The sequence below is a fragment of the Arsukibacterium tuosuense genome, from assembly GCF_900215315.1.
GTDB lineage: Bacteria > Pseudomonadota > Gammaproteobacteria > Enterobacterales > Alteromonadaceae > Alishewanella > Alishewanella tuosuense.
This window is the reverse complement of record NZ_OBEB01000005.1, coordinates 190,866-210,124: the sequence shown is the minus strand read 5'-3', so window position 1 is coordinate 210,124 and position 19,259 is coordinate 190,866. Positions and strand designations below refer to the sequence as shown.

At 48.3% G+C, this 19,259-nt stretch carries 15 protein-coding genes and 1 pseudogene; all 16 read left to right on the top strand.

All coding sequences use genetic code 11. The features are described 5' to 3' along the window. Nucleotides 1-27: 27 nt before the first annotated feature. The 16 genes and pseudogenes from CRO03_RS11830 (at nucleotide 28) to CRO03_RS11765 (ending at nucleotide 19,132) form a co-directional block, all read left to right on the top strand. Nucleotides 28-1,293, top strand: a complete 1,266-nt coding sequence (locus CRO03_RS11830; RefSeq protein WP_097111981.1) for a pectate lyase — start codon at nucleotides 28-30, stop codon at nucleotides 1,291-1,293. Between the two features lie 15 nt (nucleotides 1,294-1,308). Next, on the top strand, nucleotides 1,309-1,692 hold the full coding sequence (locus CRO03_RS11825; RefSeq protein WP_097111834.1) for a VOC family protein: 384 nt from the start codon (nucleotides 1,309-1,311) through the stop codon (nucleotides 1,690-1,692). A gap of 101 nt (nucleotides 1,693-1,793) precedes the next feature. Then, nucleotides 1,794-2,075, top strand: a complete 282-nt coding sequence (locus tag CRO03_RS11820) for a type II toxin-antitoxin system Phd/YefM family antitoxin (RefSeq protein ID WP_097111833.1) — start codon at nucleotides 1,794-1,796, stop codon at nucleotides 2,073-2,075. 17 nt (nucleotides 2,076-2,092) lie between these two features. Further along, a complete protein-coding gene (locus CRO03_RS11815; protein ID WP_097111832.1) occupies nucleotides 2,093-2,380 on the top strand; it encodes a type II toxin-antitoxin system RelE/ParE family toxin in 288 nt (95 codons plus the stop codon). Between the two features lie 104 nt (nucleotides 2,381-2,484). Continuing rightward, the gene (locus tag CRO03_RS11810) at nucleotides 2,485-5,238 is read left to right on the top strand and encodes an FAD-binding and (Fe-S)-binding domain-containing protein (RefSeq protein ID WP_097111831.1); all 2,754 of its coding nucleotides are present in this window, start codon (nucleotides 2,485-2,487) and stop codon (nucleotides 5,236-5,238) included. 86 nt (nucleotides 5,239-5,324) lie between these two features. Further along, nucleotides 5,325-6,167: an alpha/beta fold hydrolase gene (locus CRO03_RS11805; protein WP_245861633.1), complete on the top strand. Its 843-nt coding sequence runs from the start codon at nucleotides 5,325-5,327 to the stop codon at nucleotides 6,165-6,167. Then, on the top strand, nucleotides 6,164-7,651 hold the full coding sequence (locus CRO03_RS11800) for a sensor histidine kinase (protein WP_097111829.1): 1,488 nt from the start codon (nucleotides 6,164-6,166) through the stop codon (nucleotides 7,649-7,651). Before CRO03_RS11805 ends, CRO03_RS11800 begins: the two co-directional genes overlap by 4 nt. 36 nt (nucleotides 7,652-7,687) lie before the next feature. Beyond that, nucleotides 7,688-8,074, top strand: coding sequence for a response regulator (locus CRO03_RS11795; RefSeq protein ID WP_097111828.1), 387 nt, complete (start codon nucleotides 7,688-7,690; stop codon nucleotides 8,072-8,074). 24 nt (nucleotides 8,075-8,098) lie between these two features. Beyond that, a complete protein-coding gene (locus tag CRO03_RS11790; protein ID WP_097111827.1) occupies nucleotides 8,099-10,576 on the top strand; it encodes a sensor histidine kinase in 2,478 nt (825 codons plus the stop codon). A 32-nt stretch (nucleotides 10,577-10,608) separates the two neighbouring features. After that, a pseudogene (locus tag CRO03_RS18680) lies at nucleotides 10,609-11,046 on the top strand (GAF domain-containing protein); the annotation flags it as partial. Between the two features lie 51 nt (nucleotides 11,047-11,097). Next, nucleotides 11,098-12,870: a PAS domain-containing protein gene (locus CRO03_RS11785; protein ID WP_425427009.1), complete on the top strand. Its 1,773-nt coding sequence runs from the start codon at nucleotides 11,098-11,100 to the stop codon at nucleotides 12,868-12,870. Further along, entirely contained in the window at nucleotides 12,840-13,325 is a 486-nt protein-coding gene (locus tag CRO03_RS18545) for a sensor histidine kinase (RefSeq protein ID WP_245861631.1), read from the top strand. The genes CRO03_RS11785 and CRO03_RS18545 overlap by 31 nt, the downstream gene beginning before the upstream one ends. Nucleotides 13,326-13,346: 21 nt before the next feature. Next, on the top strand, nucleotides 13,347-14,972 hold the full coding sequence (locus CRO03_RS11780; RefSeq protein WP_097111826.1) for a diguanylate cyclase: 1,626 nt from the start codon (nucleotides 13,347-13,349) through the stop codon (nucleotides 14,970-14,972). Between the two features lie 135 nt (nucleotides 14,973-15,107). Beyond that, nucleotides 15,108-17,021: a molecular chaperone DnaK gene (gene dnaK, locus CRO03_RS11775; RefSeq protein ID WP_097111825.1), complete on the top strand. Its 1,914-nt coding sequence runs from the start codon at nucleotides 15,108-15,110 to the stop codon at nucleotides 17,019-17,021. A gap of 58 nt (nucleotides 17,022-17,079) precedes the next feature. Continuing rightward, nucleotides 17,080-18,231: a molecular chaperone DnaJ gene (gene dnaJ, locus CRO03_RS11770; protein WP_097111824.1), complete on the top strand. Its 1,152-nt coding sequence runs from the start codon at nucleotides 17,080-17,082 to the stop codon at nucleotides 18,229-18,231. A 100-nt stretch (nucleotides 18,232-18,331) separates the two neighbouring features. Further along, nucleotides 18,332-19,132: a M48 family metallopeptidase gene (locus tag CRO03_RS11765; protein WP_097111823.1), complete on the top strand. Its 801-nt coding sequence runs from the start codon at nucleotides 18,332-18,334 to the stop codon at nucleotides 19,130-19,132. Nucleotides 19,133-19,259: the final 127 nt, after the last annotated feature.

The window sequence follows — 19,259 nt, the reverse complement described above, 5'->3', positions numbered from 1 at the left end:
TGTTCTTCCTTGAGCGTGAGCCTGGCAATGCTGCTGGCGATGCCAGTAGTCGTGTTGGCCGGTGAGCATTGCCGTAATTTTGGCCTGGATACTCCAGGTGGCAGTGGCGGCGCTGTACTGAAAGTTAGCAATCTTAACCCCGCCGGGCCAGGTTCGCTGGCCGCAGCACTGGCTGCAAGTGGGCCGCGAATAGCGGTATTTGAAGTGGCCGGGGTAATTGATCTTGGTCAGAGTAATCTTGAGATCAGTGAGCCGTTTCTGACCGTTGCTGGTGAAACAGCCCCTGATCCGGGAATAACCCTGATTAAAGGTGGTTTGCGGATTGTCAGCCATGATGTGATTGTCCGCCATCTGCATATCCGGCCCGGCGACGCCGGTCTGGCTAAGCGGGTTGGCTGGGACACCGACGGCATAGCGGTTACCGGTAAAGATGCCTGTAATGTGCTAATCGAGCATAACTCAATAAGCTGGGCTACCGACGAGCTGGTATCAGCGTCCGGACCCCGTGACAAAGGGCCTGAAGCGACGTCGAAGCATATTACCTTTCGCTATAATATTCTGGCTGAAGCGTTGGATTACGCCACCCACATTAAAGGTAAACATAGCAAAGGCGCGCTGGTGCATGACTTTAGCCAGCATATTGCTTTTATCGGCAACCTGTTCGCCCACAACGCCCGGCGTAACCCCTATTTTAAAGCCCATACCACCGGCGTGGTGCTAAATAACATTATCTATAACGCCGACGCTAATGCGGTAAAGCTGGGTTTTATTGACAATGAATGGAAACACACAGCTTTTACCCCAAAGAATCCGCAGGTCGCCGTAGTGGGTAATCTGTTGCGTTATGGCCGCGATTCATATTCGGATTTGGCCCTGGTGTCCTATCATGGTGATGCCTACCTGCAGGACAACCTGACCTTTAACCTTGATGATAATGCGATGTATGAGGCTATGGGCGTGATTAACCGTTTAGCCAAGCCACCGCCGTGGCCGAAGGGAATTAACGTTCTCGCCGCCAAAGATCTGGAGCAACAACTGTCGCCCGCTATCGGTGCCCGCTATTGGCAGCGTGATGCTATCGATAAACGCATAGTGCAAAGCTACTATAACCGTGATGGCCGGATTATCGATAGTCAACAGCAAGTGGGCGGCTATCCGCAAATTACCCCGGTACATCGGCCGTTAAACGTACCGGCGGATAATATTAACGACTGGCTGGATAGCTTTATTCCACTAAAAAATACGTCAGCAGACCCTCTCCCTGCAGAGTCTCATTTAACAGAAAATCAGTAACAGGAACCCGGATTTATGCGTATTGAACACGTCGCCTTTAACGTGGCACAGCCACAACAAATGGCTAGCTGGTATATCGAGCATTTAGGCTTTAGTTTAAAACGGGCCCTGAATGACCCGGCGCAAACCCATTTTCTGGCTGATGATAGCGGGGTGATGATGGTCGAAATCTACTGCAACCCGGCCGATAAGGTACCGGATTACCCGGAGATGGACCCTCTGGTATTGCACCTGGCGTTGGTATCTGCCGATCCGGGCATCGACAGCGCCCGCTTAATAGCAGCAGGCGCCAGCCATGTTACCGATGTACACCTGGCAGATGGCTCGCACCTGGCCATGCTGCGTGATCCCTGGGGTTTGGCATTGCAATTGTGCCGGCGGGGTCCGAAAAGTAGTTGAGTAATATCAATCCTTAAACTGATAAAGACTTTGAGGTCGTTGCCAGCTGGAATTTTTTGGACTAATATTTGTACGTAATTTTGTACTGTTGGAAGTCTACTATGAGTCGGATACGTTTTGATCAGGATATTCAGCCGCTATCAGAGTTTCGTGCTGGTGTTGCTTCTTATATAAAGCAGATTAACGAAACACGGCGCCCACTGATTATTACCCAGCGCGGGAAAGGGGTAGCAGTGGTGCTGGACGTGTCTGAGTACGAAGCTATGCAGGAAAAGATTGAGCTTTTGGAGGAAATGCGCGTTGCAGAAACTCAGCTTGCGCAAGGTGCCGGTGTGTTAAATGAAGATGCCCGTGCACAAGTATTGGGCCGCATTAAAAAATGAAGCTGGTTTGATTAAAGATGAATGTTGTTTGGTCCCCTTTAGCTTTGGAAAAGCTGACTGATGCAGCAGAATTTATTGCGCTGGATGACCCCGTTGCTGCTGGGCGTTGGGTCAATGATGTATTCGATAAAGCTCAGTTGTTGGCAACTATGCCTGAAATGGGCCGCGTAGTGCCTGAACTGCTAAATGCTGATTATCGCGAAATTATTTTTGGTTACTATCGGATAATATACAGCCTGAGCCATGAGATCCGCATTTTGACTGTTCGTAATTGCCGGCAGATATTCACTCGAGACGATATTTAATGGAAAAGCGCTAAGCTTTAAAGTTAAAAAAGTTTCTGCAACTACTCTGCTGTTAGCGTTTTATCAGTTAGTCTAAGTTAAGTGTTTTGTCGCCAGAGGTTTGCATGCCACCGCAGTTTTTTCAGGCCGTTAAACAGCTGATCCCCGCTGAGCGTTATTTTGACGATCCTCTTGCTACCCTGGCTTATGGCACTGATGCCAGCTTTTATCGCTTATTACCAAAATTAGTACTTCGGGTAGAATCTGAGGCTGAGGTGGTGGCGCTGCTAAAGCTGGCGAATCAGCACAAGGTGGCGATTACATTCCGGGCGGCGGGTACCAGTTTATCCGGCCAGGCGGTTACCGATTCAGTGTTGCTGGTGCTGGGTGAGAACTGGCAGCAGCGCGAGGTGCGTGGCCTGGGCGAGCAAATTCGTTTGCAGCCCGGGGTAATTGGCGCCGCGGCCAACAGTGTGCTGACAAAATTTCAGCGTAAAATCGGCCCCGATCCGGCATCGATCAATAGCTGTAAAATTGGCGGCATTGTCGCCAATAATGCCAGCGGTATGTGCTGCGGTACCGCCCATAACAGCTTTAATACCCTGGCAGCGATGCGGCTAGTACTGTTTGATGGCACCGTGCTGGATACCGAAGACAGCGCCAGTGTCGCTGCTTTCAAAGATAGCCATGCACAGTTGCTGGCTGCATTGTCGGCACTAGCAGAGCAAACCCGCGCTGATGAAACCCTGTGCACCAGAATCCGCCATAAATACCGTTTAAAAAATACCACCGGTTTTTCGCTGAATGCCTTAACCGAATTTACCGATCCGATTGATATTCTGACTCACCTGATGGTCGGCTCTGAGGGCTGCCTGGGTTTTATCAGCGCCATAACCTACAACACCGTGCCCGATTATCCGCACCGGGCCAGTAGCCTGCTGGTGTTTCCTTCGGTCGAGCAATGCTGTCAGGCGGTAAACGTATTAAAGCCGCTGCCGGTATCGGCGGTGGAGCTGTTAGACCGGCGCAGTTTGCGCTCCGTCGAGCACAAAGCTGGCATGCCGGATTGGGTGAAGCAGGTATCCGATAATGCCTGTGCTTTACTGATTGAAAGCACCGCAGTATCAAGCCAGACCTTACAACAGCAACTCGCTGAGTTACGGGCGGTGGTGCAGGGTTTTGAACTGGAGCGACAGGTTGATTTCAGCACTGATCCGGTCGTTTACAATCAGCTGTGGGCTATCCGCAAGGGGACCTTTCCGGCAGTGGGCGCGGTGCGTGAAACAGGCACCACGGTGATTATTGAAGATGTCACCTTTCCACTGGCGCAACTGGCTGCCGGTGTGGCGCGGCTGCAGCAATTATTCACCAAATACAGTTATGACGAAGCCATTATTTTTGGTCATGCCTTAGAGGGCAACCTGCATTTTGTATTTACCCAGGGCTTTGATGACCCCGCGGAGGTACTACGTTATGACAGTTTTATGCAGGAGGTGGCACAGCTGGTGGCAGTGGAATTTGGCGGCTCGCTGAAAGCAGAGCATGGCACGGGCCGTAATATGGCGCCTTTTGTTGAGCTGGAGTGGGGCAGCGCTGCTTATCAGCTAATGTGGAGGTTAAAAAAGCTGTTAGACCCGCAGCATATTCTTAACCCAGAAGTGGTACTTAGTCATAACCCGCAATTGCATTTGCAGAATTTAAAGCCACTACCGGCAACGAATCCGTTAGTGGATAAATGCATTGAATGCGGGTTTTGCGAACCGGTTTGTCCGTCCCGGAACATGACGCTGACGCCACGCCAGCGCATTGTCACCCAGCGGGAAATTTCGCGCCTGCAGGCGACGGCTGAGGACTCAACCCGACTGAAGGCACTGAGTAAAGCCTATCAGTATGCCGGTAATGATACCTGCGCTGCCTGTGGTATGTGCAGTACCGCTTGTCCGGTAGGCATTAATACCGGTGATTTAACCCGGGCGCTTCGTGCTGATAACAACCGGCGCTGGCAGGGTGTGGCGGCTGTTATGGCACGCCATTTTGCCGCTGTAAGCGCCATGGCGCGTGTTGGCCTGAAGGCCGGGCAGCTTCTCAAAAAGGTGTTACCCGGCTGGCACCAAGCTATGCCTACGGTTAGTCGTAAAAAACTAACAGCCACTTATAACACCACGCTGGCAGACATCACCCTTACGCCAGTGATCTATCTGGCCAGTTGCAGCAGCCGGGTCATGACGCCGCAAGCTAATAGCCAGGACAGCCGCAGCTTAATGCAGGTAAGTACTGACTTACTGGCCAAAGCCGGTTATCAGCTGATTATTGCTGAGGGGTTGGCCAGCCAGTGCTGTGGTATGCCGTTTCAGTCAAAAGGCCAGTTTGCTGCGGCTGAGCAAAAGCAACACGAATTAAACCAATGGTTAATGCAAAAGAGTAATTGGGGTCAGATCCCAATTTATTCTGACAGCAGCCCTTGTAGTTTAACGCTGCAGGGCAAGCTGGACCCACGTTTGACGATAATTGATAGCGTCGACTTTCTGTATCAGCACGTGTTACCGAAACTCACCATTACCCCGCAGGCCGAGCCGGTGGCGTTGCATATTAGCTGTAGCGCCAGCCAGTTGGGCCAGAGCGAAAAACTACAGCAATTAACCGCCGCCTGTACCGGGCAGGTGGTGATACCCGAAGGGATCAGTTGTTGTGGTTTTGCCGGCGATAAAGGCTTTGTATTGCCAGAACTGAATGCGTCGGCGCTATCAAACTTAGCGGCGCAGGTAAGTAAGTGCTCACGGGGGGTGTCGAGTAGCCGTACCTGTGAAATTGGTTTATCGCGGCATAGCGGACTGGAGTATCAGCATCTGGTGTATCTGCTGGATCAACTAAGTGCTTAGATTGCTGGCGCTCACTTATTGCAGCAGTTATATTCAGCTAATCTGCGTGTTAATCGCTGCCTGGCCGTCTTTTTTAGAGGTTACTGATGTCAGAATCGCTGCCGGAGAGCATTATGAATGTCCTGAAAAGAAACAATGTAAAAGTAACGGGTTCAAAAAACGCTCCAATTATTATGTATGCGCACGGTTTTGGCTGCAGCCAGGCAATGTGGGCTGCTGTTACCCCCGCTTTTGAACATTGCAGCCAACAAATTCTGTTTGATTTTGTCGGTAGTGGCCAGTCAGATATCAGTCAGTACAGCTTTTCGCGTTATGCCAGCCTTAACGGTTATGCTGAAGATATACTTGAAATTTGTGATGCGTTGTCGTTATCTGCTGATATTATTTTTGTCGGCCATTCAGTAAGTTGCAGTATAGGCATTCTGGCGGCTAACCGCAGGCCAGGGCTTTTTAAATCAATGATTTTACTTGGTCCCTCACCTTGTTTTCTGAATGTTCCGCCTGATTACCAAGGCGGGTTTGAACAGGCAGATTTAGCAGGCTTAATAGAGCTGATGGATCAAAATTACCTTGGCTGGGCTAATTATCTTGCGCCTGTTGTCGCAGGTGCCGGCGCTGAGCCGCAGATTGCCGGCCAGTTATCCGACAGTTTTTGTTCTACCGACCCTGTTATTACCAGGCACTTTGCCCATGCTACTTTTTTTTCCGACAACAGAACCGATTTTGCCAGACTTGTAGTACCGACATTGATATTGCAGCACAAAGAAGACGCCCTGGCATCAGTTGAAGTGGGGCAATTTGTCCACCAGCAGATAAAAGATAGTCAATTTGCTATTCTTGATGTGGCTGGACATGCTGCGCATATGAGTCATCCGGCGCTAGTGATTGAGGCCATGCAGCGCTTTTTGCAGCAGGAACTCAACTGTTGAACAATCTGGGTGAACTGAATGCGTTACCCTGTGCGGTAATAGTGACTGATACCGAAGGCGCTATTCTGTTTATTAATCAGTGGGCACAAACTGCCTTTAGTTTAACAGAGGTTGCACTGCCTGACAGGCTGGAACACATACTCCCTCGTGCGGGCCAGATTTTTTTGCAAACGCACATTTTACCAATGCTACGCAACGAGGGCGAGGTGAAAGAAATATATCTGCAAGTTAACGGCGCAGCATCAACTCAAATTCCGATGCTGCTAAATGCCAAACAAGGATTGTTTGGCGAAATAGCCTGCTTTCGCTGGGTTATGCTGCCGGCTCAGCACAGGGCTGAATTTGAGCAGCAGTTATTAAAAAACAGGCAGCAAATACAAGAGTTTGCTACAGAGGCTGACTCTGGCAGGCAAACTCTGCAAACGGTTATGGATGGCGTCAAAGATGTTGGCATTCTGGCACTTGCTGCGGATGGCAGTATCCGTTTTGCCAATAGTGGTGCCGGGCTGATTTTCAAAACAGCACCTGAAGCGCTGATCAACAGTCGCATCGTTGACTGGCTTTGCTTACCAGACAACTTACTACACGCTTTTTCTTCGCCGTCTGGAGTCGATGCTACTGTGCAGCCGATGTTGACGCATGATTTTGAATCGATGTTGCAGTTAACCGACGGTCAGAAAATTGATGTGCAGGTGCAGTTAAGACAATTGGAACCATTTACCACATTACAAGCATTCAGGTTTATTGTTATTGTCACTGATATCCAGCAACGTAAGCAGTATCAGGTCTTGCAGGATAATTTTATTGCCAATGTCAGTCATGAACTCAGGACGCCGCTAACCTCTATTCTTGGCGCGCTTAAACTTCTGAGTAATGATAAGAAGTCTGTTTTCACAGCGCAAAGCCAGAATCTAATAGATCTCACCGTAAAAAATGCCGGCAGATTACAGCAACTAATTGTAGATATTTTAGATTTCTCAAAACTGTCTGCCAGTAAGATGTCTGTAAACATCCAAACGGCATCTTTAACAAGCCTGCTGCAACAGGCAAGCCAGGAACAGCAGCATTACCTGCCGGAAAAGCAGATACAAATAGTGCTAAGTCTGCCGCCGTCGGATATCGCTGTTCAGACAGATGCCGGTCGGTTTTTACAAATTATGTCTAATTTACTGTCGAACGCTCAAAAGTTTTCGCCCGCTAAAAGTGTGATAAAAGTTCATACTGAAATAGCCACGTCCTTTGTAAAAGTAAGTATTGTAGACGAAGGGCCAGGAGTATCTAAGGATTTTGCACCTTTGTTGTTTAGCCAATTCAGGCAACAGAATGGCGCAGCAAGCCGGGATTATGAAGGGGCGGGTTTAGGCTTGTCGATTTGTAAACAGCTCACAGAATTAATGGCCGGTGAGATAGGTTATCAGCAAAGCGCAGCCGGTGGTGCTGTTTTCTGGTTTACCGCTCCGCTGGCAGTAAGAGGTAACCAATGAAAAAAATTCTTAATTTGTCATAACAGGAGGCTGCAAATGGCGTTAGAAAGAGTAATGCATGTAGAAGACGATGAGTCTATCCGGACTGTGGCAGAAATTGCGCTAACTGATGTTGCTGGCTTTACTTTGTTAAGCTGTGACAGTGGTCAAAGTGCGTTAGCCCAGGCAGAGGCTTTTGCCCCGCAGCTTATTTTACTGGACGTGATGATGCCGCAGATGGATGGTCTGCAAACGCTGGCTGCGCTGCGTCAGCTACCTTCGCTGAAAACCACACCAGTGGTGTTTATGACCGCAAAAATACAACAATCTGAGAGACAACGGTACTTAGATGTCGGCGCGATTGGCATTATCGAAAAGCCGTTTGAGCCAATGGAACTGGGCGACACCCTTAGCAAACTGTATCAACAACACATCACTTCCTAGATCGCGGGTCAGAGGGTAGGCATTATGACCAATATGGCTAAGCAAGGCATAAATACTGAGCCCCGCCTCAGGTATTTGTTGTTATTACTACTGTTTGGGTTAGCTGCGGTAGGTTTAAATTACACCCGGCTACCGTTATTTTTCAGTGTTGAATTTATTTTTGGCTCAGCCATCGCAGTACTGGCATTGTTGCTGTTGGGGCGTTCAGCTGCTATTGCAGTTGGTTGCGTGGCTGCTTCTGTTACGTTATTTATCTGGGGCCATCCTTATGCCTGGTTGATTTTTACCGCTGAAATTATTTGGTTAAGCTGGCGTTGGCGGCCGGATAACGGTCTTAGTCTGGTAAAGCAGGATGTGTTGTTCTGGTTATGCGTTGGCTTGCCAGCCGTCAGCCTGTTGTATGCATACGGCCTGGATGTCAAATGGCAAACCGCTGTGCTTATAGCACTCAAACAGATGATCAATGGTGTGTTTAACACCTTACTTGCCAGCTTGTTGATATTGGTATTGCAGTCGCAACATTGGGTTGGCCGCTTTTTTATGTTGCCGTTAATTAGTTTACGCCAGTTGTTATTCCATATTCTGATTGCCTTAACGTTATTTGCCGGCTGTATTCCTTTGTTAATCGATGCACGGAAGCAGCAGGCTGAATACGTATCCAGTGTTGAGCAAAGGCTGCAATTGTTAGCCGCTACTTTGCAAAAACAACTGCAAGTGCAAGGGCCAGTTGACCAGCTTACAACTGCTGAGGTCACTGCGTTGCTGGATCTATTGTTACCTGATGATAGTGTCGGTGTGCTGTTGTTCGATAGCAACGGCAGCGTGCTAAATAGCGCAGGCTTAATCACAAGCCTGGATAGCATGGTAAATTCGATTCCAGAGCCAGGTTTTTCGCACTGGCAGCCTGAAGGTGTGTCGCCGCTTTTACAGCGCTGGAGCCAGAGTCGCTTTGTTATTGTGCAACACCCTTTAACCGTGCCGGGCATTGGCGCTATTATAATTGAATACAGTGCCATGGAGGTGATGGCTAAACTTGAACAGGATAGTGCCCGCCAGCTAACCCTGCTAGTGGCGTTTTTATTGCTGGTCACTTTGGTGGCTAACTGGCTGAGCAGAGTGATAAGTCTGCCATTGCGAAGGCTGGCGCTGGCCAGTGAAAAACTGAAGTCCAGTATTGCGGCCGGCGCTGATACTGACATTCCGACCAGTAAAGTTGAAGAATATAATACGCTGGGGCAAAACTTGCAGGCTATGAGCCGGGAGTTAGCTGCCGCTTTTACCATTGGCAAAGCGAACGAAGCTGAGCTGGCACGAAAAGTTAATGAGCAAACCAAACAATTGCAGCAGGCTAATAGTCAGCTTGAAGCCATTCTGGCTGCGGCTTCCGATTTTTCTATTATTGCCACTAACCAGGAGGGGATTATCAGTTATTTCAGCCGCGGGGCAGAAAGGATGCTGGGTTACAGCGCGGCAGAATTAGTTGGTAAGCAATCACCGGCTATCCTGCATGTGGCGGACGAGGTCACGCAACGATCGCAAGAGTTAACAGCGCAGCTACAACAGCCAATTACAGGTTTTCGGGCTTTTGTGGTGCTTGCTGAGCAGCAAGGCACTGAAACCCGGCAATGGCATTATGTTCGTAAAGACGGCAGCTGCTTGCCAGTATCTCTGACGGTCACACCTATTTTGAATCAGTCCGGGGTTATCACCGGCTATTTAGGGGTGGCAAAAGATATTTCTGAGCGTCATCGTAATGAAAAGCTGAAGAACGAATTTATCTCTACCGTAAGTCATGAGTTGCGTACACCATTAACATCCTTATATGCCGCTATAAGAATGGTGAACTCAGGCAGATTGGGTGACTTGCCGGCAAAGGTAGCTAACTTATTACAACTGGCCGAGAACAACAGTAAACGACTTGGCCGTTTAATCAATGATTTGCTGGACATAGAAAAACTGACTGCCGGCAAGTTCCAGCTGTCATTAGAGGTGCAGTCTTTGCAGCCACTGGTGATCCAGGCCATTAATGAAATTTCCAGCTATGCCACTCAGTACAAAGTGATATTGCAAACGGATTTTGCTGCAGAGCCGTTATTTGCCAGAATAGATGCTGCCCGCTTTGTTCAGGTAGTCACCAACTTGTTATCTAATGCCATTAAGTTCTCACCCGTTGATGCGATAGTAAAAGTTAGCATGCATGCCGACTCAGCTTTTGTCCGGCTTGAGGTAACTGATCTGGGTGAAGGCATAGCTGATGATTTTAAAGATCGGATATTTGAGAAATTTGCCCAGAATGATGCAGCCAGTACGCGACAGCAGGGTGGTACCGGGCTGGGGCTGGCGATAAGTAAAGAGCTCACCGAGAAAATGGCCGGTAATATCGGCTTTGTTTCAGTGCCTGGCCAGGAAACAACCTTCTGGTTGAGCTTTAGCCGTTGTCCTGCGCCGGACCAAAATCCAGTTGAAACTGCCGCTGAAGTAACAGGCTCTGTGGAGAACTAATGCAGCCACCAATAATACCAGCAGATGAAAACATGCGGTTGCAGGCTCTTATCTGCACCGGGTTGCTTGATACTGCCGCTGAGCCCAGGTTTGATCGATTAACCTCACTGGTGCAGCAGTGTCTGGCTACCGATATTGTGCTTATTTCGCTGGTTGATAAAAACCGGCAGTGGTTTAAGTCACGCCAGGGACTGCAAGCGTGTGAGACAGGCAGAGATATCTCCTTTTGTGGTCACGCCATTTTAGGTCGCGATATTTTTGAAATCTCAGATGCCAGCCTGGATCCGCGTTTTGCTGATAACCCTCTGGTTATCAGTGCGCCGTTCATCCGATTCTATGCCGGTGTGCCGTTGCATTATAACAGCCAGTGTATTGGTACCTTATGTATTATTGACCCAAAACCACGCCAGTTAACCGAAGCAGAGCGGCAGATTTTACGGAATTTCGCCGACGTAATAGAACAGGAAATTGCTGACCGATTTCAGGAACAGTCGCATCAGCAACTTGCTGCCAGTGAATTAATGTATCGCTCGGTGTCAGAAGGCACCCGTATTGGTACCTGGCAATGGAATGTGCAAACCGGTGAAACAGTATTTAACGAGCGCTGGGCAGAGATTGTCGGTTATAGCTTAGCCGAGCTGGCTCCGGTAGATATTAATACCTGGCTTGGCCTGGCGCATCCTGATGATTTGCCGGGTTCTGGTCGTTTATTAGAGCAGCACTTTGCGGGGCAGTTAGCCTTTTACGACTGTAAATGCCGGATGAAGCATAAAAATGGCCATTGGGTATGGGTACATGATCGGGGACGGGTAGTAAGCTGGACCGAAGATAATAAGCCACTAATGATGTATGGCACCCACGCTGATATCACCGAACAAAAACATGCTGAGCTGGAGCTAAAAGCCAGCCGCGATCAATTTCAGACTTTGGTCGCCAATATTCCGGGTATTACTTATCGCTGTAAAGCCGATAAAGACTGGACCATGTTATATATGAGCGGCAGCATCGACCCGCTTTCCGGTTATCCGGCCAGCGATTTTATTTACAATGAAGTTCGTAGCTATGCCAGTGTTATTCATCCTGATGATAGCGAACGATTAGATTTGGCTGTGGGGCAGGCCATTAAAGATAACCAAAGCTGGTTACTGCAATATCGGATTATTCATAAGTGCGGCGCCATACGTTGGGTAGAAGAGCGTGGTCGGGCAGAATATAACGAGCAAGGTGAAGTGAACTTTCTTGATGGTTTTATTCTGGATATCACTGAAGAAAAAACATTGAAACAACAGTTGTTAAAGCTAACCTCTCAGTTACCGGGCGTTGTTTATCAGTATCAGCAGTGGCCGGATGGCCGGGCATGTTTTCCCTACGCCAGTAATAATCTTCAGAAAATTTATGGTGCTTTGCCGGAGCAGGTAAAAGACGATGCGACATTTATTTTCAGTAAAATTCATCCGGACGACCTGGCTGGACTGGCTAACAGTATCGAACTATCAGCGGCAAACTTGTCACTCTGGCAGCATCAGTACCGGGTTTGTCTGGATAACAAAAAGCCAACCTGGGTCTCAGGCCGTGCTACGCCCGAGCGCATGCCTGATGGCAGCACGTTATGGCATGGCTATATTGAAGATATTACCACTTCAAAACAGCACTATTTAGAGCTGGAGCGGCTCAATAAAGAATACAAGCTTAGCCAGCAGCGGCTGGAAATGGCCAGTGAAACGGCGTTAATTGGTTTTTGGCAAGCGTCGTTGGTAACGGGAGAATTGTGGTGGTCGCCGGTTATTTACCAGATTTTTGGCTTTGATGAAAATACTACCCCTAGTGTCGCGTTGTTTAAAAGCACCTTACACCCGGATGACAAAGATCTGGTTACGGCCAGTGAACAACGTGCACTTGAAACGGGTTTGCATGATGTTGTTCACCGGATTATCCGCCCTGACGGGGCTATCCGTTGGGTGCATGAACTGGCCAGGTTGCTGCCGGTTGATGAAAACCCAGATCAAATTCTGGTCGGCTCGGTGCAGGATGTGACCGAGCGGATGCAGTTGCAGCAAATGAAAGACGCCTTTGTTTCGACAGTGAGTCATGAGCTCAGAACACCGTTAACTGCAATTAAAGGCGCGCTTGCCTTGCTTAATTCTGGCAAATTAGACCAAGTGCCTGAAAAGTTAAAGAAATTAATGCAAGTAGCCGGCAGTAACAGTGATCGCCTGGCACAGCTGATTAATGATTTACTGGATGTTGACTTGCTATTGGCAAAATGCCGTTTGATATCCAGCCACTGCCTGTAAAGTCAGAAATTCAGCAGGCCATTGATAATTTGCAACCCTTTGCCAGCCAGCATCAGGTCACTTTTGAGTTGCAGCCGATAGCTGCAGATTTAGTCGTGCTGGCTGACTCACTGCGGTTGCAGCAGGTGCTAACCAATTTATTGTCAAATGCGATTAAGTTTTCACCGCAACAAGGAGCAGTGTTAGTGACAGCGCGCCGGCAACGCGGTACGGTGCTGTTTGAAATAACAGATTTTGGCGCAGGCGTGCCTGCTGCTTTTCGCCCCCGTATTTTTGAACGTTTTGCTCAGGCGGATGGTTCTAATCAGCGCAAGAGTGGTGGCACAGGCTTAGGTTTAGCTATTTGCAAAGAATTAGTGCAGCAAATGGGTGGAACCATCGGCTTTACCTCTGAGCCGGCAAAAGGGTCGACCTTTTACTTTTCGCTGCCCGCAAAGACAGATACTATAAGCTAACTAAACCTTAGGAAAAGTGTTATGCCGTCATCTAAAACTCAGGTTGATATTAGTGAGGCTTTCAGCAGGGTAAGGCAGCGATTTGAACAAAGTCTGCCAGTGCGGGCAGAGGCTATGCTTGAGCTGGTGCTGCAGCACAAAACAGGTAATGAGCTAGGCCGACTAAAGGCTGAAACTCACAAGCTTGCCGGGGCTTGTGGTACTTTCGGTTATCCGCAACTTGGTACTTTGGCCAGGAAAATCGAACAGTATATTAGTAATATATCAGCTTTATCAGCCGAAAAGCAGTCAGTAAAAATTCCTGAATTAAACCAAATGCTTTACTCGTTTAAGGAGGGGGTGGCACAAGCGCTAAGTTCAACTTCACCGATTGCCACCTCGAATGAAAGCGTCGCAGACGAGCCGCGTGCGATCTGGTTGTTACTGAATAATCAACTTCTGATAAGTGAGCTGGTATCGCAGCTAAATGCATTTGGCCTGACTGTTGTGCAGCTAGCAGATTTTGATAGTTGTTTAAGGATGCTGCAAACCGAAACGCCAGCCTTGCTGTTTACCCAGATAGAGCCTACTAATGGTACTGATTTATTTAAACAAAATTTATTGTTAAATACGCTGCAGCAGCGACAATCCAGGTTGTTAGTTTTTTCAGACAACGATGATTTCGAACTGCGGATTAAAGCGGCTCAGCATTATGCCGACGATTTTTTTGTATCGCCTCTGGATGTACCGAATATGATAAGTCGCATATCGGAGCTGCTGGAACAGTCTTCAGGTGGTAAAGGCCGGGTCTATATTGTTGATGATGATGCCATGCTGGCAGAACATTATGCGTTGGTATTGAACCGGATTGGGATTGATACCTTTATCAATAAGCAGCCGCAACAAATTGTTAAAGAGCTCATCAACTTCCAGCCTGATTTAATTTTGATGGATATGTATATGCCGGATTACACCGGAGCCGAGTTGGCCGGGGTAATCCGGCAATATCCGCCGCTGCGCCGGTTGCCTATTGTTTTTTTATCTTCGGAGCAAAATAAAAATCTACAAAACCGTGCTATGTCGCATGGTGCAGATGATTTTATTACTAAACCAATTGACGATCTACAACTTGCTCAGGCGGTAAAAGTGCGGCTTGCCCGCAGCATGCAAATAAAGAATCTGGTAGAGAAGGATAGTTTGACAGGCTTAATTAAGCATAGTGCCATTAAAGAAGTGGCAGAATTCGAGTTTGAAAGAGCCGGGCGAACAGGTAAGCCTTTAAGCATTGTTATGCTGGATATTGATCATTTTAAAACGGTTAATGATGCTCATGGCCATGCTACCGGTGATATCGTCATTACCGCATTGGCGACGTTAATGAGAAAGCGGATAAGGAAGACTGACCGGGCCGGGCGCTACGGCGGTGAGGAATTTATGCTGGTACTGCCTGATTGTGATGCAGAGCAGGCACGGCTTTTAACAAAGCAGATACTGGAAAACTTTGCAATCCTGCATTTTGATACCGCCGGTCAGCCATTTGGCTGCACTTTTTCCGCCGGCGTTGCCTCCAGTGCGGACAGTCAGGCAGAAAATGCCGAGCAATTGATTAATCATGCTGATGAAGCGTTATATCGCGCTAAACATGCTGGTCGTAATCAGGTTTGTTAACGCCCTGAGCTTGCCCAGCTCGCCAGCTTTTAATTCTAAAATTTTTTAACTAATAACCTTGAATCGATCAGGGCTAATCCCCATTAAACGCTCAACGCAATTTTTAATTGTTCAGAATATAAGTGGAGAGCAGTTATGGGTAGAATAATCGGTATTGACTTGGGTACAACCAATTCATGTGTTGCTGTGTTAGATGGTGACAAACCTCGGGTTTTAGAAAATGCAGAAGGCACGCGCACCACGCCTTCAATTATTGCTTATGCTGAAGATGGTGAGGTATTAGTAGGTCAGCCGGCAAAACGTCAGGCGGTAACTAACCCTAAAAATACTCTGTATGCGATTAAGCGTTTAATTGGTCGTCGCTTTGAAGACGAAGAAGTGCAGCGCGACATTAAAATTATGCCGTTTAAAATTGTTAAAGCGGATAATGGTGATGCCTGGGTTGAAGTAAAAGACAAAAAACTGGCCGCGCCGCAAATTTCAGCTGAAGTGCTGAAAAAAATGAAGAAAACCGCTGAGGATTTCTTAGGCGAGCCGGTAACCGCTGCGGTTATTACCGTACCAGCCTACTTTAACGATGCGCAGCGCCAAGCTACTAAAGATGCAGGCCGGATTGCGGGCCTGGACGTTAAACGGATTATCAACGAGCCAACCGCTGCGGCACTGGCTTATGGTATGGATAAAAAGAAAGGCGACACCAAGATTGCAGTTTATGACCTGGGTGGCGGTACTTTCGATATCTCTATTATTGAAATTGATGATGTTGACGGCGAGCAAACCTTTGAAGTGTTATCAACCAATGGTGATACTCACTTAGGTGGTGAAGACTTCGATAACCGGGTAATTAACTACCTGGTAGAAGAATTCAAGAAAGAGCAGGGCATGGATTTACGAAACGATCCGTTGGCCATGCAGCGCTTGAAAGAAGCGGCTGAGAAAGCCAAGATTGAGCTGTCATCAGCATCGCAAACTGAAGTTAACCTGCCTTACATCACGGCAGATGCTTCAGGCCCGAAACACTTAAATATCAAAGTGACCCGCGCTAAGCTGGAGTCACTGGTTGAAGACTTAGTACAGCGTACTTTAGAGCCGCTGAAAAAAGCCTTAGCCGATGCTGATTTAAGCGTCAGCGAAATTAACGAAATTATTCTGGTGGGTGGTCAGACCCGGATGCCAAAAGTACAGGAAGCCGTTACTGCTTTCTTTGGCAAAGAACCGCGTAAAGACGTGAACCCGGATGAAGCCGTAGCAGTCGGTGCTGCCATTCAGGGTGCGGTACTGTCTGGTGACGTGAAAGACGTATTGCTGCTGGACGTAACGCCACTGTCCTTAGGTATTGAAACCATGGGTAGCGTGATGACGGCGCTGATTGAGAAAAATACCACTATTCCGACCAAAAAGTCGCAGGTGTTCTCAACCGCCGATGATAATCAGGCTGCAGTAACCATTCACGTGTTGCAGGGTGAGCGGAAGCGCGCGACTGATAATAAATCACTGGGCCAGTTCAATTTAGAAGGTATTCGCCCGGGTCGTCGTGGCGAGCCGCAAATTGAAGTGACCTTCGATTTAGATGCGGATGGTATTTTACATGTGTCGGCGAAAGATAAAGACACCGGTAAAGAGCAGAAGATCACCATTAAATCGTCTTCAGGTTTATCGGAAGATGAAATCGCCGCCATGGTGCGTGATGCTGAAGCCCATGCTGAAGAAGATAAAAAATTCGAAGAGCTGGTGCAAACCCGCAACCAGGCTGATGCGATGGTTCATGCCACGCGCAAACAGCTGGAAGAAGTGGGCGACAACTTAGCCAGCGACGACAAAGCGGCCATTGAAACGGCAATCAGTGAACTGGAAACCGCGCTGAAGAGTAGCGATAAAGCAGAAATTGATGCCAAGTCACAGGCATTAATTCAGGCTTCGCAAAAGCTGATGGAAGCGGCCCAGGCTAAAGCCCAGCAGGGTGGAGCCGATGCCGGTCAGCAACAAGCTGCTGGCAATGACGATGTTGTTGACGCTGAGTTCGAAGAAGTAAAAGACGACAACAAATAATACGGGCCCGGGCTGCAGCATGCTGCAGCCCTTTGACTAAGAAGTAAGCACTAAATTTATGTCAAAGCGTGACTACTATGAAGTATTGGGTGTCGCTAAAGGCGCCGATGATAAAGACATCAAAAAGGCTTATAAACGCCTCGCTATGAAATTTCACCCTGATCGTACTCAGGGCGATAAAGGCATGGAAGAGAAGTTTAAAGAAGTCCAGGAGGCCTATGAGGTTTTATCAGACGAGCAAAAACGCGCTGCCTACGATCGTTTTGGCCATGCCGGGGTAGATCCTAACCGCGGTGGCGGTGGCGGTGGTTTTGGCGGCGGTGGCGCCGGTGCTGGCGACTTTGGTGATATTTTTGGCGATGTGTTTGGCGACATTTTTGGTGGCGGCGGACGTCGAGGCCAGTCGCGGGCGCAGCGCGGCTCAGATTTACGCTATAACCTCGAACTTAACTTAGAAGAAGCAGTGAAAGGTAAGTCGGTCGATATTAAAGTGCCGACCTACGTTAACTGTGACAGCTGTGATGGCTCAGGCGCCAAAAAAGGCACCTCAGCAAAAGGCTGCCCAACCTGCCACGGTGCAGGCCAGGTGACGATGCGCCAGGGCTTTTTTGCCGTACAGCAAACCTGTCCAACCTGTAATGGTCGCGGCAAAATTATTCCGGAGCCGTGCACTAAGTGTCATGGCGAAGGCCGGGTTGAGAAAACCAAAACCTTGTCAGTGAAAATTCCGGCAGGGGTTGATACCGGTGATCGGATCCGCTTAACCGGTGAAGGTGAAGCAGGCATGCATGGCGCGCCAGCAGGCGACTTATACGTGCAGGTAAACGTTAAAGCGCATCCGATTTTTCAGCGAGATGGCAATAACCTGTACTGCGATGTACCACTGAGTTTTGCTACTGCAGCATTGGGCGGTGAAATTGCCGTGCCCACATTAGATGGCCGGATTAAACTGAAAATTCCGGCTGAAACCCAAACCGAAAAAATGTTCCGTCTACGCGGTAAAGGCGTGCAGTCGGTGCGTGGTGGTGGTGTCGGTGATTTGGTTTGCAAGGTAGTAATTGAAACCCCGGTTAATCTTAGCGACAAGCAAAAAGAATTGTTGCGTCAGCTGGACGAAAGTATGGCCGGTGAGAGCGAAGCAAAACATCGGCCCAAATCAAAAGGTTTTTTTGACGGCGTTAAAAAATTCTTCGATGATTTAACTGGTTAACAAAAACAAAAAACCACCTTCGGGTGGTTTTTTTTGCAACTACCGATACAATTAACAGCATAGGTACACTTGCTGACCTTGCCATAATAAGGATTTTGATATGCTGAAAAAGTTTTCACTGGCTGCAGTTGCTGCAATAGTTTTGGTGGCTTGCGTTCAGTCGCCTACTGGCCGTAACCAGATTATGCTTTTCAATGATAGTCAACTTAGTGCAATGGGCGATCAAACGTTTGAAACAATGAAAGCAGAAACGCCGGTCAGTAAAGACGCCAGAGCTAACGACTATGTGCAATGTATTGCCAGTGCCTTGTTACGGGTAACTCCGGAAGAGTACCTGACTAACCCGTGGGAAGTGGTGGTGTTTGACAGTGAGCAAGTTAATGCCTTTGCCTTACCCGGTGGTAATATCGGTGTGTATACCGGCTTACTTAAAGTTGCGGAGAATCAGGAACAACTGGCAGCAGTGATAGGTCATGAAATTGCTCATGTAATGGCTAGTCATAGCAACGAACGGTTGTCTACCAACCAGTTTATCCAATCGGCTCTGGCACTCGGCGATGCCGGTACCAAAGCCTATGGCGTGCGCTATCAGCAGGAAATTATGACGGCATTAGGTTTGGGTGCCCAGCTTGGCGTAACACTGCCTTTCAGCCGGACCCATGAATCAGAAGCCGATGTTATTGGCCTGGATTTAATGGCCAAAGCGGGGTTTGAGCCACGTCAGGCGGTAAATTTGTGGCAGAATATGGCAGCAGCCAGCAGCAATAACACCCCACAGTTTTTATCCAGTCACCCGGCACCAGAGAACCGGATAACGGAATTGCGAGCCAGAATGCCGGAAGCAATGGCGACGTTTAACGAGCGGAAAAAAGCCGGGCGGTTGCCGAATTGCCGGAAATAACAGGCTGCCAACGCAGTTGTGGCGTCAGTTAAATTTACAATATTAAATTTTTCTGATGCTGTGTGTTAAGTAACTTAATAAATTTCAAGCGTTTACAGCTTTGGAGTAAAATTTGCATGTTGCAGTG